The sequence below is a fragment of the Pseudomonas borbori genome, from assembly GCF_900115555.1.
GTDB classification, from domain to species: domain Bacteria; phylum Pseudomonadota; class Gammaproteobacteria; order Pseudomonadales; family Pseudomonadaceae; genus Aquipseudomonas; species Aquipseudomonas borbori.
Genome location: NZ_FOWX01000028.1, coordinates 1 through 12,968 on the forward strand (window position 1 = coordinate 1; position 12,968 = coordinate 12,968).

A 12,968-nucleotide genomic window follows, 5' to 3' on the forward strand; every position below is an offset into this window, starting at 1 on the left:
ACCAGTGCAACTTTGTTCATGGCGATGGCCTCCGAGATAAACCCAGCGAGAGCATAGCCCTCGCGGGGTGTGGGGGTGACCATCTCATTACGTTTTGAGCACCGAGAGCTGATCAATCAATGATCAAACCTGACGATCTCTCGTAAATTCCACGCAAGCTCGATGCGAAAACTTCTCCAGAATTCGCGTAGCAACGCGACCCGCAGAGTTGAGTGGGAGTTTTTACACAGACTGGGCCAAAAGCAGACGCTCAGTTCATGATGTCGAGCGCGTTCACATGACCAGAAGGATCACTCTGAAAGATTGAGCTTTCTCATTCAGTGAGATTTTGTGCAGATTTCGACTACCAGATTTCGCAGCCACCGATGGCCTAGGTCGGCACTTAGTCGAGGATGCCAAAGAAGTGAAACGGTGAACTGCGCAGTGCAGACCGGAAGCGGAAAACTGAACATCCCTTGCCGCAAGTTTACGGTATGGCGCTCGGGTACGCTGGCAATAAGATCAGATCCTCGTGCTAAACCCAGGGCGGTCGAAAAACCTCCAACAATGGTGGCGATCTTTCGCTCCAATCCAAGCGCCAGCAGCGCTTCATCAATCGGGCCTTTATCAAGTCCCTCCCGCGAGACAAAGATATGTTTGCCGGCGGCATAATTTAGCGGCGTGATCGCCTGTTCGCTCAGTGGGTGTCCTGAGCGCACCACACCTACATACCTGTCACGGAAAAGCGCTTGGACCCTTAGTTCCGGAGCTGTTGATGCTTCGATGACTCCCGTTTCCAGATCAACCACTCCATCCCGAAGTGACTGGCTGTCTTTGTCGGGTTTCTGCAAAAAGCACAACCTGACTCCGGGGGCCTCTTCTCCGATTCGCGTTATCAGCTCCGGTCCAAAGCACTCCACAAAGCCTTCGCTGGTTCTCAGCGTAAACGTCCTGACGAGGGATTTGAGGTTGAGCGTTTCTGCTGGCCTCAACATTTCCTGACCGTCGCGTACAAGCTGACTGACTCGGTCACGCAGTTCGATGGCTCTGGGAGTGGGGACGAGGCCTCGTCCAGCTCTGACTAAAAGAGGATCACCAGTAGTTTCTCGCAGACGTGCAAGTGCTCGGCTCATTGCTGATGGGCTCAAACGCAAGCGTTTAGCGGCGCGGGCAACACTCCCTTCTGCGAGCACCGCATCGAGAGTGATAAGCAAGTTGAAGTCTAGGTCCGGCATGAATCGATACTAGCGCAGATGGGCCTGACATAGCGTCAGACGCATGAATAAAGTGCAAATGGTGCGTCTTCCGCCACATAGATACGTTCCTTACAGTTTGAGTTAGCGGTGCATTCCGCGCCGAACCAGAAGGAAGTCATCATGAACTCGTTAGAAAAGTCAGTTGAAGCCATCAGGTCAATTTGGGGTCCGCTCAGTTCTGAGCTGGCTGCGGGTTGTAAGCAGCAACTGGAGGCACTCTTGCAAGCACCGGTCACGGAAGAATGGTTGGCGACGCTGCATCAGGAACAGTTGGCTCAAAAGGAGCTGCACAGAGATCCAGTGAATGGATTTGTTTTGTTGGCACATAGCGAGCCTGAAGGGCTCTACAGGCCTCCCCACGATCACGGCCGAGGCTGGGTTATCTATGCGATCCAGCAAGGGGAAATTGAAATGGGCACCTATGCCCGGATTGAGGACGCGGACGGTAGCGTGAAGCTGGTGAAACGGGGTTCCACGGTGCTCCGCCCCGGACAGGCTCAGGTGTATCTGCCGGGTGACATACATGATACGCGCTGCGTTTCAGGGCCAGCATTGTTATTCCGCTTCACCGAGCGGGATTTGAAGAAGGAGGACAAAGAGGCCCGCAAGCTGACACGGTATGTCGAGCAGGATGGTGAGTGGGTCCCGACGAGCCAGTGCGCGCCCGAGTGGTTGAAATCATGAAGCGTGGCCCCGCTCCCAAAGCCGGCCGCTTCAGCACACAACCTGAACCGGCAGCCGCATCGGAGCATGCTGCGGACGCGCTGTCAGTGCGCGCACAACCGAGGCGCCTGGCTGCCATCAGCTCAGTGCTGGCGGCCATGGTGCTGGTGGTACTCAACACGGCGATAGCCAACATGGCCTTGCCAACGATCGCCCAATCGCTGCACGTGGCACCCGCACTGTCCATCTGGATCATCACGGCCAACCAGGCGGCGCTCCTGATGGCGTTGCTGCCCTGTGCAGCACTGGGTGAAAGCCTTGGCTACCGCCGGGTATTCCGCTGGGGAGTGACGCTCTTTATGGCCGCCACTCTGATGTGCGCACTGGCCCCGACACTGTCTTGGCTTATTGCCGCGCGGTTGCTGCAGGGGCTTGGAAGCGCGGCAGTCATGGCACTCGCAATTGCACTGCTTCGTCAAGTGGTGCCGAGTCAGCAACTGGGCGCCGCTATCGGTTGGAATGCACTTGCGGTTGCCTTGTCATCAGCAGCAGGCCCCGCAATGGGGGCAGCGATTCTCAGCGTGGCTGACTGGCCATGGCTGTTTGCTGTGTTGCTCCCCTTCGGGCTCTGGGTGATGCTCGCGGCCCACGCGCTACCTGCTGTTGACGGCACCGCGCGCAAAGCTGATCTGTTGAGCATTGCATTGAATGCCGGGACTTTTGCATCACTGGTCATAGCCGCTGGAGTCATCACCGAGCAGACTGCATTGGCTGCAGCGTTGCTGGCCATCTCTGCCATCCAATTGACGCTATTGGTTAAGCGGGAAAGGCAGAAGGAGGCGCCACTGATTCCGCTTGATCTGCTCAGATCCAACTCATTCCGTATTTCAGTTATTGCCTCGGTGCTCTGCTTTGCTGGGCAGACCGCAGGCTTGGTGGCGTTGCCCTTCTACCTGCAACACAGCCTAGGGCAAGAGGTACTGATGACAGGCTTCTACATGATCCCCTGGCCTTTAACCGTTGCGTTAATAGCTCCGCTAGCTGGTCGTCTTTCAAACCGAAGGTCGACGGCCTGGTTTTGTTCGGTAGGTGGCATTTGTCTTTCAACAGGATTAGCTGGGGCTGCGCTTTGGCCTCTGCAGGAAAACCTCATGATGCTTGTACCGCTCACTATGCTTTGCGGTCTCGGCTTTGGCCTCTTTAACGTGGCCAATAACCGCAACATGTTTCTCTCGGCGCCGATGAGCCGAAGTGGTGCGGCTGGGGGGATGCAGGGTACCGCTCGCTTGCTCGGGCAAACTGCTGGCGCAGTCCTCATGACGCTGCTCTTTAACCTGTTCCCCGCCGACTCTGCGCCTCAGCTTGCCCTTGGAGCGGGAGCTTTATTGAACCTGTTCGCTGCCCTGATATGCACACTGCAAGGCAGACAGGCGTACAGCTACAAATCATGACTTTGAATCGCCCCGGATTTCCAAGGAACTTGATGCCCGCTTCTGGCCTAAAGCGGAGCGGGCTCCAAGGGCAGCTTTGCCCGGTTATTGCCCGTCACGGCTGACTGACGGCCTGGGTCGATGGCAATGCTTCTGACAGGCCGCAGTCGAGCCATTGGAAGCGGCGTGTCAGCCTCCCCACTCACCCCCGCCCAATCGGCTTGCCCACCCGCTTGCGCCCCGCCGTCGCCTTGCGTTTGCCGCTCTTGCGCTTGCCCTTCCAGGGTGCGGCGGCCGGGCTGGCGGGGCCGTTGATGGTCAGGCGCAGGCCGGCGCAGCGTTGCACCTGCTTGCTCATCCAGGCCGATTGTTTGCCGACGAATTCGTCCAGGCTCATCTCGCCGCTCTGCACCATGTCCAGCGCCTGTTCCCAGATCGCCGTGGTACCGGGGTCGGCGATGGCGCGGGGGACGGCGTCGATCAGGCTGCAGGCGGCCGGGGTGGCGGCCAGGGCCTTGCCCTGTTTGACCAGGTAGCCGCGCTCGAGCAGGCCCTGGATGATGCCGGCGCGGGTCGCCTCGGTGCCGATGCCGGTGGTGTCCTTGAGTTTCTGCTTGAGGCGCGGGTCGTCGACCAGCTTGGCGACATTCTTCATCGCCTTGATCAGATCGCCCTCGGTGAAGGGTTTCGGCGGCTGGGTCCAGAGATCCTTGAGGGTTACGCCGGTCACGCTGCAGTCCTGGCCTTCGCGCAGGGCCGGCAGGGCTTGGGCGGGGGGCGCTTCGCGGCCCTTGGCGGGTGTCAGGGCTTCGGGCAGGGCGCGGCGCCAGCCGGGCTCGACTATCACCTTGCCGACCGCGCGCAGGGCCTGGCCGGCGCAGTCGAAGTCGGCCTGGGTGCGGTCGTATTCGTGGTTGGCCAGGAACTGCGCCAGGTAGCGCGCGCGGATCAGGCTGTAGAGCGCCCGCGGCTTGCCGCTCAGACGTTCGAGATTCTGCGCGGCGGCGGTCGGGATGATGCCGTGGTGGGCGCTGACCTTGGCATCGTTCCAGGCCCGCGAACGGCGCTGCGCCTGCAGGTGTTCGAGCAGGCCGGCCAGAGCGGGATCGGCGCGACCCAGGGCGGCGAGGATGGCCGGCGCCTCGGCGTGCTGGCTAAGCGGCAGGTAGCCGCAATCGCTGCGCGGGTAGGTGATCAGCTTGTGGGTTTCGTAGAGCGCCTGGGCGATATCCAGGGTTTCCTGGGCGCCGAGGCCAAGCTTCTTCGAGCAGACTTCCTGCAGGGTGCCGAGATCGAACGGCAGGGGCGGCGCCTCGCGCAGGCGCTCGGTGCGCAGCTGCACCACCCGCGCGCTGGCGGCGTTGCCCATGGCCGTCGCCGCCTGCTGCGCCAGGGTCTGGTCGAGGCAGCGACCCTGCTCGTCGCAGAGCTCCGCTGGAGCGCGCCACTGGGCGCTGAACGCGGTGCCGTCGGCCAGCAGCGGCACCTCGATGGCCCAGTACGGCAGCGCCACGAAGGCGGCGATGCTGCGGTCGCGGTCGACCACCAGGCGCAGGGTCGGGGTCTGTACCCGGCCCACCGGCAGCACGCCCTGATAACCGGACTGCTGGCCGAGCAGGGTGAACAACCGGCTCATGTTCATGCCGATCAGCCAGTCGGCGCGCGAGCGGCCCAGCGCCGACTGGTAGAGGCTGAAGGTTGCGGCGCCGGGCTTGAGCGCGGCCAGGGCCTTGCGGATCGAGGCATCGTCCAGGGCCGACAGCCACAGGCGCTGGATCGGCCCGCGATAGCGGCAGTGCTCGACCAGCTCGCGGGCGATCATCTCGCCCTCGCGGTCGGCGTCGGTGGCGATGACCAGTTCGTCGGCCTCGCCGAGCAGGCGTTTGACCGCCTTGAACTGGCCGGCGGTCTTGGGCTTGACCAGCATCTTCCAGCGCTCGGGGATGATCGGCAGGTCGGCCAGCACCCAGCGCTTGTAGCGGGCGTCGTAGGCGTCCGGCGGGGCGGTTTCCAGCAGGTGGCCGATGCACCAGGTCACCGTCAGGTTGCTGCCCAACCAGCAGCCGTCGCCGCGCCGGGTGGCCCCGAGCACCTTGGCGATGTCCTTGGCCTGGGAAGGTTTTTCACAGAGGAAGAGCCGCATGGCCGCCATCTTCGATTCCTTGTCGCGATGGCGCACAGCATGCGCAGTGATGCGGGTTCAGGCAAGCTCAATCTGTATGGATGTACAGCTTATTGCTGCCGAGCCGCAGCGACGGCCCCGGCAGCGGAAACCTGCCGAGCGCCGTCGATAACGACAAAAGCTCAGCGTGACGAACCGCCCGCTCGGAGTTGCGGCTGTCAGCCCGGGCATCGGCTCAATGCTGGATGGTTTCAAAGGAGCTATCGGCGAAGTACTCGGCATAGCTCTGCAGCGCGCCAAGGACCTTGACCGCCCCGTTGCGGCGAGCCTGATCGGGCGTCTTGCCGGCCATGCTGTCGGCACCGGCCAGCAGCTCGGCGATGATCAGGTGCAACTGTGCGTCGGCTTCGGGTTCCAGCTTGCAATGCTTGACCATGTAGGCCACTTCATCATTAATCCGGACCGCCAACTGCTCGTACTGCGCATCGTCCAGCTGATGGTCATGGATGGCCGGCAATGACGCCTGCATGGCGCCATTCAGCGCGCCCATGGCTTTGCGCAGCGGCGCATCGGTGGCCCATTTTTCGCCGGCGTTCAGTTGCAGTTCATGCTCCGCGGCGCCGTGCTGGTGCGCGGTTTCGCCAGCCAGGCTGACGCCGGCAAAGCTCAGGGAAGTAGCGCCCAGGATCAGGGCGAGAATGACGGCACGGGGGTTCGGGTACATGGTAAGACTCCATAAATTCAACGGATGGCAAGCGGCTGCAAGCAGCGGCTGGTTGCAGTTACTTGAACGTCGCCCGGGATTTTTTGTTCCCTCTCTTTGCTCTATTCGCGGTGCAGGCTTTCAAAACCGGAGGGTCCGACCGGCTGCTGGGTGAGCAGTTGCGCCAGTCGTTGACGTTGTTCGGCGGTGAGAATGTTGCGTTCGAGCAGAAGCTGCTCGATAACCTGTTGCTGCTGGGCATCCTGCAGGCCGGCGATCGCGAGGCGCTCGCGCTCGATCAACTCGGGGTCCGGGCCTTCAGCGAAGATCGCCTCGATCAGCCGATCGCGGTGCTCCTTGATTGCGGCGCCGGAGGCGTGCAACCGGGTAAAGAACAGCACCTCGGCGTCATGCCAGCGCTGCAGCTGCGCGGCGCTCAGCTGGAGATGGCGGGACAGGCTGGTCGACGCCCCTGAAGGCATGGGCAGCCCGTCGCGCGGGAGCATTTGCCAGCCCGCGGCGGCAAGTACTCCGACATTGACCAGTAACGAAAAGACCAGTGCGGTACGAAGGGAGGCATGCGTCATTTCAGGGTTACCTTCAGGTAGCAGGATTCAGGGCGGGCACAGAGGGCGCCGGGCGGGGCACTTCCCAGCACGGCCAGAGCATTCAGGCTCAGCGCAGCGGATGCCGGCGGCTCCGGGGGCAAGGCGGAGCCGATCAGCACGCCGAACAGTAGCGATGCCGCCGCCCCCGCGACGACCGGCAGCCGCTTAGACCATCTGGCCGGTCGCTGGCGAGCCGGCCGTGGGCTGTCAAGCAAAGCGCCGACGCGCGCGGCCAGATCGACCGGCGGTTGCTCAGGCAGCAGCGCGCGCAAACCTTGACTGATCGCCTGCAAGTCGCGAACAACCGTGGCGCAACGGGGGCAGACGGCCAGGTGCGCGGCGATACAACGGCTTTCCAGCGGGTCAGACTCGCCATCGAGGTAGGCGGACAGCGCCTCCATATCCGGGTGCTCAGTCATCCAGTTGCCCTCCGTTCGCATGTCGATAACTACTCAGCATGGCCTCGCGGGCCCGGGCCAGCCGCGACTTGACCGTTCCCGGCTGGATATCCAGGGTGGTCGCCAGCTCCGCATAGGTCAGCCCCTCGATTTCACGCAGCAGCAGGATTTCGCGGTGTTCCAGCGGCAGCCGGGCCAGCAGACGCTCCAGCAGGGCGAGGCGCTGTGCACCGGCCAACTGCTGCTCCGGGGACGCCACGGGGCTGACCAGCGGAGCGCAGTCCTCGAGGGCTGCGCATGGCTGGCGCCGCTGCTGGCGCAGCACATCCAGGGTGGTGTTGCGGGCGATCTGCAGCAACCAGGTCTGAAAGCGCGCCTCGGGCCGCCATTTGTCCAGGGCCAGATAGGCCTTGAGGAAGGTGTCCTGGGTGATGTCCAGCGCCTCGTCGCCGCCGGCGCACAAACGCCGGACGAACTGGAACACGCGCGCCTGGTTGCGCTGCATCAACGAGCCGAAAGCATGCCGATTGCCCGCCTGGGCCTGCTGGATCAACTGTTCTTCCGAGTCGTGCATGTCAACTTTCCTGCCCAAGACATCGGCCCCTGCACGCTGTGTTAAGGGTTTAACGCTGCCAGCCGGGCAAATGTTCCATTCATATTGGTTCAACGTGGATATTTCACCCGGCCATCAGCGAAGTCGCCGTGCGCTGTTGTGCTTCGGCCGCGAAATCCGCACCTGCAGAAAGACGCCCCCCTGTGCAACACCCGACCCGGACAGGTTGATCTCCAGCGCCGGACCGACCGCGGGCAAACGGCGCGAGGGCCGTGCACTGGCGGAAAGCGCAACATTGCCGGCGGCGATAGCGCCTGCTCGACGAGTTGACAGCGTGATCGACGGAGCTAAGATAGTAATCGATTACTATCTTAGCCAAGGAGCACACTGGTGGATACCCATTCGAAGCACCTGCCCGCCGATGAACGACGAGCCGTGACGGTCGAGGCGGTGATTGAGTTGGCCGGCTCGCAAAACCCCAGCGAGATCACCACGTCGGCAATCGCCAAGCACATGAAGCTGACCCAGGGTGCCCTGTTCCGCCATTTTCCGAACAAGGAGGCCATCTGGCAGGCAGTCATGGAGTGGGTGGCCGAGCGCCTCCTGGCTCGGGTCGACCGGGCCGCGCACGGCATCGAATCGCCCCTGGCCGCGTTGCAGGCCATGTTCATGAGCCATATCGAGTTCGTCGCCGAGCACCCCGGGGTGCCGCGCATGATCTTTGGCGAGCTTCAGCGCGCTGAAAGCACCGCCGCCAAGCGCATGGTACAGACCCTGATTCAACGCTACGGCGAGCGCCTGCACTGCTGCATCGAGAAGGGCAAGGCCTGCGGCGAGCTGTGCGCCAGCCTGGATAGCCAGGCGGCGGCCACGCTGTTCATCGGCACCATCCAGGGCCTGGTCATGCAGTCTATGCTGGCCGGGGACGTGGCGCGCATTCGCGCGGATGCGCCCAGGGTGTTTGCGCTTTATCGGCGCGCCATCGCGAGCACAGCGCAATGACACGCCGCACCCTGGCGCTCCTGGCGGTGCTCGTCCCGCTGCTCGCGCTGTTCGTCTATGTCGGCCTGAGTTCCGGCCCCCTCGCCCCGGTGGCGGTGACGCTGGCAACCGTGCAGGATCGCTCGCTCAGCCCCACCCTGTTCGGCATTGGTACGGTCGAGGCACGCTACACCTACAAGATCGGCCCCACCCTGACCGGGCGAATTAAACGGCTGGATGTGCAGGTGGGCGATCAGGTGAAGGCCGGCCAGGTGCTCGGTGAAATGGAGCCGGTCGATCTCGATGAGCGCGTGCGCTCACAGCAAGCGGCAGCCAAGCGCGCCGAAGCTGTATTGCGCGAGGCCGAGGCGCGCCGCCGCTACGCGCAATCCCAGGCACAGCGTTTCGAGAAACTGTTCGCCAAGCGCATGACCAGCGAGGAAATCATCAGTACCAAGCGACAGGAACTGCAGATCGCCGATGCGGTTCTATCCGCCGCGCGCGAAGACCTCGCGCGCGGCGCTTCCGACTACCAGGCACTCGTGGCGCAGCGACGCAATTTGCGCCTGACCGCCCCGACAGATGGGGTCGTCGCCGCGCGTAACGCCGATCCGGGCACGACCATAGTCGCGGGCCAGGCCGTGATTGAACTGATCGATCCGGACAGCCTGTGGATAAACACACGCTTCGACCAGATCAGCGCCTCGAAGCTCGAGGCCGGCCTGCCGGCAAGCATTGTGCTGCGTTCGCGCAACGGCCAGGCGCTGGACGGCCGGGTGTTGCGCGCGGAGCCCATGGCCGACGCGGTGACCGAGGAAATCCTCGCCAAGGTGGCGTTCGAGGCTCCAGCGCAGGCCCTGCCGCCGATTGGCGAATTGGCCGAAGTCAGCGTTGCCTTGCCCGCCTTGGCCGCGACCCCGGTGCTTCCCAATGCGGCAGTCAGCCTTCATGCCGGCCGTATCGGCGTATGGCAGGTCCTCGATCGCGCCCTGCAGTTCACCCCCATCAGCCTCGGCGCCGCCGATCTCGACGGCTGGGTGCAGGTCCTCGCAGGGCTCGAGAGCGGCGCCCGGGTGGTGGTTTATCGCGAAAAGGCGCTGACCGAGCGCAGCCGGCTGCATGTGGTCGAGCAAATTCCCGGAGTGCCGCGGTGATCAGCCTGGCCGGTCGCGACATCCTGCATGCCTGGGGCAAGTTCGTATTCACCGGCATCGGCCTGGGCCTGTTGATCGGCGTGACCCTGGTCATGGCGGGCGTCTACAGAGGCATGGTCGATGACGGCAAGGTATTGCTCGACAACAGCGGCGCCGACCTCTGGGTGGTGCAAAAAGGCACCCTCGGCCCCTACGCCGAGTCATCCAGCATCAACGACGACCGCTACCGCGGCCTCCTCGGCATACCGGGTATTGCCCAGGCCGCCAACGTGACTTACCTGACCATGCAGATCGGCAGGAGCGACGGCGACGTGCGGGCCATGGTGGTTGGCATCGCACCCGGCGCGGCGGGCACGCCTGGCTGGCCGCCGTACCTGATCGCCGGGCGGCAGATCACCCGCAGTCACTACGAGGCGGTCGCCGATATCGCCAGCGGTTTCCAACTGGGCGACTACCTCAACATCCGCCGCAATCAGTACCGGGTGGTGGGCTTGACCCGGCGCATGGTGTCGTCCAGCGGCGATCCGATGGTGTTCATTCCGTTGAAGGATGCCCAGCAGGCCCAGTTCCTCAAGGACAACGACACTCTCTGGCAGAACCGCCGGCGCACTGAAGCCAACCCGGCCTTCAACCGCGCCGAAGTGCCCGGCCTGCTTGCCGCCATCAATGCCTCGCAGGAAACCAGCCAATCGGTCAATGCCGTGCTGGTGCGGCTGCAACCCGGGCAGGCGGCCGATCAGGCGGCCGAAGCCATCCGTCGCTGGAAACGGCTGACGACCTATACCCGACCGCAGATGGAAGCCATCCTCATCGGCAAACTGATCGCCACCTCGGCCAGACAGATCGGCATGTTCCTGATCATCCTGGCGCTGGTCAGCGCGGCCATAGTCGCCTTCATCATCTACAGCCTGACCATGGACAAGATCCGCGAAATTGCGGTGCTGAAACTGATCGGCACCAAGAACCGCACCATCGCCGCCATGATCATGCAGCAGTCCCTGGCCCTGGGCCTGATCGGTTTCGTGGTGGGCAAGATCACCGCCACCTTCGCCGCGCCGTTTTTCCCCAAGTATGTGCTGCTGATACCGCAGGACTCCGTCGTCGGTTTCTTCGCCGTGCTGGCGATCTGTGGGCTCGCCAGCCTTATCGCCATCCGCATGGCGCTCAAGGTCGATCCGGCCGAAGCAATAGGTGGTTGAAATGAACGGTAAAGGCATCCGCATCGAAGGCTTGAGCAAGCGCTACGGCAAAGGCGATACCGCGGTCGACGCGCTGAAGCAGGTGGACATGCAGGTCGCTCCAGGCGAAGTCGTGGGCCTGATCGGCCCTTCCGGCTCGGGCAAGAGCACCCTGCTCAAATGCCTTGGCGCAGTCATAGACCCGAGCGGCGGACGGATGACCCTGGGCGACCAGGTGATCTTCGACGATGGCTGGAAGGTCCGCAACTTACGCGCCCTGCGCCGAGACAAGATTGGCTTCGTGTTCCAGGCCCCCTACCTGATCCCGTTTCTCGATGTCATCGACAACGTCGCCCTGCTACCGATGCTGACCGGCATGCCCAATGACCAGGCACGCGCACAAGCCCTGGAGCTGCTGACGGCCCTGGATGTGCAACACCGCATCAGCGCCATGCCCTCGCAACTTTCCGGCGGCGAACAACAGCGGGTCGCCATTGCGCGCGGGCTGATCAACCGGCCACCGGTGATCCTCGCCGATGAACCCACCGCTCCGCTCGACAGCACACGCGCCATGGCGGTCATGCGCATCCTCAACAACATGGCGCGCAAGTTCGAGACGGCAATCATTGTCGTCACCCATGATGAGAAAATCATCCCCACCTTCAAGCGCATCTACCACATCCGCGACGGCGTAACCCATGAGCAAGTCGGCGAAGGCAGGAGCCTCGAATGAGCCCGCAACTGCGTCAGGAGCCGCAATATTGCGGGCGGTAACCCGCAGGGCGCTACTCGCCGCAGGCTGTACGCCGAGGATGGCTGGTGCAGCGTAGTCTGGCGAGCTGGCGCTTCGCTGCGCACGGATCGCCGCCCGGGGCGTCCGAATATCTCCCACAAAAAAGGGCCACCGCAGCGACCCTTTTCCGTTGACTCAACCCGCTAGCTAGACGGTCGCGTGGATCTGCGACGGATCGCGGCGGCTGTCCGGGCCGTTCTGCAGGTGGGCGCCGGTGCTTTCGTCCATGGCTTGCTGGATCGACTTCCTGCGCTTTTCCTCGGCGCGGCGGGCGACGAACCAGATGATGAAGGTCATCAGCGATACCGACAGCAGGATCAGGCTGGCGATGGCGTTGATTTCCGGCTTCACGCCCAGACGCACGGCGGAGAACACCTCCATCGGCAGGGTGGTGGAACCGGGACCGGAGACGAAGCTGGCGAGCACCAGGTCGTCCAGCGACAGGGCGAAGGACATCATGCCGCCGGCCGCCAGCGAAGGCGCGATCATCGGGATGGTGATCAGGAAGAACACCTTCCACGGCTTGGCGCCCAGGTCCATGGCCGCCTCCTCGATCGACAGGTCCAGCTCACGCAGGCGCGAGGACACCACCACCGCCACATAGGCGGAACAGAAGGTGGTGTGGGCGATCCAGATGGTCAGGATGCCGCGCTCGGCGGGCCAGCCGATCAGTTGCGCCATGGCCACGAACAGCAGCAGCAACGACAGACCGGTGATCACTTCGGGCATCACCAGCGGTGCGGTGACCAGACCACCGAACAGGGTGCGGCCCTTGAAATGAGTGACCCGGGTCAGCACGAAGGCCGCCAGGGTCCCCAGGGCCACCGCCGCCACCGCGGTATAGCAGGCGATTTCCAGGGAACGCATCACCGCGTTCATCAACTGGGTGTTGTCGAGCAGACCGATGTACCACTTCAGCGACCAGCCGCCCCACACCGTGACCAGGCGCGAGGCGTTGAACGAGTAGATCACCAGGATCAGCATCGGCAGATAGATGAACAGCAGGCCGACCCACAGCATGATGCTGGAGAAACTGTAACGCTTCATGGACGACCCTCCATCTCTTTGGCTATGCCCCAGTTGCGTATTGCATGCGTAGGAGCGGCCCATGGCCGCGAAATTCGCGGGCATGGCCCGCTCCTACGACCGT

At 63.2% G+C, this 12,968-nt stretch carries 13 protein-coding genes; 6 read left to right on the plus strand and 7 right to left on the minus strand.

The genetic code is table 11. The annotated features are described in order from the left end of the window. Positions 1–317 precede the first annotated feature (317 nt). Positions 318–1,214: a LysR family transcriptional regulator gene (locus tag BM315_RS18155; protein ID WP_090503740.1), complete on the minus strand. Its 897-nt coding sequence runs from the start codon at positions 1,212–1,214 to the stop codon at positions 318–320. Between the two features lie 141 nt (positions 1,215–1,355). On the opposite strand from BM315_RS18155, the gene BM315_RS18160 reads away from it, so the two are divergent. Continuing rightward, on the plus strand, positions 1,356–1,919 hold the full coding sequence (locus BM315_RS18160) for a cupin domain-containing protein (protein WP_090503743.1): 564 nt from the start codon (positions 1,356–1,358) through the stop codon (positions 1,917–1,919). Next, complete coding sequence (locus BM315_RS18165; protein WP_090503746.1) at positions 1,916–3,349, plus strand: MFS transporter; 1,434 nt, start codon at positions 1,916–1,918, stop codon at positions 3,347–3,349. The genes BM315_RS18160 and BM315_RS18165 overlap by 4 nt, the downstream gene beginning before the upstream one ends. A 181-nt stretch (positions 3,350–3,530) precedes the next feature. Here the strand turns inward: BM315_RS18165 and BM315_RS18170 are convergent, their stop codons facing one another. The 5 genes from BM315_RS18170 to BM315_RS18190 form a co-directional block, all read right to left on the minus strand. Then, on the minus strand, positions 3,531–5,471 hold the full coding sequence (locus BM315_RS18170; protein WP_090503892.1) for a DNA topoisomerase III: 1,941 nt from the start codon (positions 5,469–5,471) through the stop codon (positions 3,531–3,533). A gap of 214 nt (positions 5,472–5,685) precedes the next feature. Beyond that, positions 5,686–6,174, minus strand: a complete 489-nt coding sequence (locus BM315_RS18175) for a hypothetical protein (protein ID WP_090503749.1) — start codon at positions 6,172–6,174, stop codon at positions 5,686–5,688. 101 nt (positions 6,175–6,275) lie between these two features. Then, positions 6,276–6,740 (minus strand): Spy/CpxP family protein refolding chaperone, encoded by a 465-nt coding sequence (locus BM315_RS18180; protein ID WP_090503752.1) that lies wholly within the window; start codon positions 6,738–6,740, stop codon positions 6,276–6,278. Then, positions 6,737–7,180, minus strand: coding sequence for an anti-sigma factor family protein (locus BM315_RS18185; protein WP_090503755.1), 444 nt, complete (start codon positions 7,178–7,180; stop codon positions 6,737–6,739). The genes BM315_RS18180 and BM315_RS18185 overlap by 4 nt, the downstream gene beginning before the upstream one ends. Further along, complete coding sequence (locus BM315_RS18190) at positions 7,173–7,733, minus strand: RNA polymerase sigma factor (RefSeq protein ID WP_090503759.1); 561 nt, start codon at positions 7,731–7,733, stop codon at positions 7,173–7,175. The genes BM315_RS18185 and BM315_RS18190 overlap by 8 nt, the downstream gene beginning before the upstream one ends. Before the next feature lie 369 nt (positions 7,734–8,102). Between BM315_RS18190 and BM315_RS18195 the strand changes: the two genes are divergently transcribed. The 4 genes from BM315_RS18195 to BM315_RS18210 are packed head-to-tail and all read left to right on the plus strand — an operon-like array spanning position 8,103 to position 11,758. Beyond that, entirely contained in the window at positions 8,103–8,714 is a 612-nt protein-coding gene (locus tag BM315_RS18195; RefSeq protein ID WP_090503761.1) for a TetR/AcrR family transcriptional regulator, read from the plus strand. Continuing rightward, entirely contained in the window at positions 8,711–9,847 is a 1,137-nt protein-coding gene (locus BM315_RS18200) for an efflux RND transporter periplasmic adaptor subunit (RefSeq protein ID WP_090503765.1), read from the plus strand. The genes BM315_RS18195 and BM315_RS18200 overlap by 4 nt, the downstream gene beginning before the upstream one ends. Beyond that, positions 9,844–11,046, plus strand: a complete 1,203-nt coding sequence (locus BM315_RS18205) for an ABC transporter permease (protein ID WP_090503768.1) — start codon at positions 9,844–9,846, stop codon at positions 11,044–11,046. Before BM315_RS18200 ends, BM315_RS18205 begins: the two co-directional genes overlap by 4 nt. 1 nt (position 11,047) lies before the next feature. After that, positions 11,048–11,758: an ABC transporter ATP-binding protein gene (locus BM315_RS18210; protein ID WP_090503770.1), complete on the plus strand. Its 711-nt coding sequence runs from the start codon at positions 11,048–11,050 to the stop codon at positions 11,756–11,758. Positions 11,759–11,965: 207 nt separating this feature from the next. On the opposite strand, the gene BM315_RS18215 is transcribed toward BM315_RS18210, so the two are convergent. Next, entirely contained in the window at positions 11,966–12,865 is a 900-nt protein-coding gene (locus BM315_RS18215) for an ABC transporter permease subunit (RefSeq protein ID WP_090503773.1), read from the minus strand. Positions 12,866–12,968 lie beyond the last annotated feature (103 nt).

Excerpts from the sequence above, each read along its gene's own strand:
- BM315_RS18155 (WP_090503740.1), bottom strand. The coding sequence starts at position 1,214 with ATGCCGGACCTAGACTTCAACTTGCTTATCACTCTCGATGCGGTGCTC.
- BM315_RS18175 (WP_090503749.1), bottom strand. The coding sequence starts at position 6,174 with ATGTACCCGAACCCCCGTGCCGTCATTCTCGCCCTGATCCTGGGCGCT.
- BM315_RS18170 (WP_090503892.1), bottom strand. The coding sequence starts at position 5,471 with ATGCGGCTCTTCCTCTGTGAAAAACCTTCCCAGGCCAAGGACATCGCC.
- BM315_RS18215 (WP_090503773.1), bottom strand. The coding sequence starts at position 12,865 with ATGAAGCGTTACAGTTTCTCCAGCATCATGCTGTGGGTCGGCCTGCTG.
- BM315_RS18210 (WP_090503770.1), top strand. The coding sequence starts at position 11,048 with ATGAACGGTAAAGGCATCCGCATCGAAGGCTTGAGCAAGCGCTACGGC.
- BM315_RS18200 (WP_090503765.1), top strand. The coding sequence starts at position 8,711 with ATGACACGCCGCACCCTGGCGCTCCTGGCGGTGCTCGTCCCGCTGCTC.
- BM315_RS18165 (WP_090503746.1), top strand. The coding sequence starts at position 1,916 with ATGAAGCGTGGCCCCGCTCCCAAAGCCGGCCGCTTCAGCACACAACCT.
- BM315_RS18185 (WP_090503755.1), bottom strand. The coding sequence starts at position 7,180 with ATGACTGAGCACCCGGATATGGAGGCGCTGTCCGCCTACCTCGATGGC.
- BM315_RS18180 (WP_090503752.1), bottom strand. The coding sequence starts at position 6,740 with ATGACGCATGCCTCCCTTCGTACCGCACTGGTCTTTTCGTTACTGGTC.
- BM315_RS18190 (WP_090503759.1), bottom strand. The coding sequence starts at position 7,733 with ATGCACGACTCGGAAGAACAGTTGATCCAGCAGGCCCAGGCGGGCAAT.
- BM315_RS18160 (WP_090503743.1), top strand. The coding sequence starts at position 1,356 with ATGAACTCGTTAGAAAAGTCAGTTGAAGCCATCAGGTCAATTTGGGGT.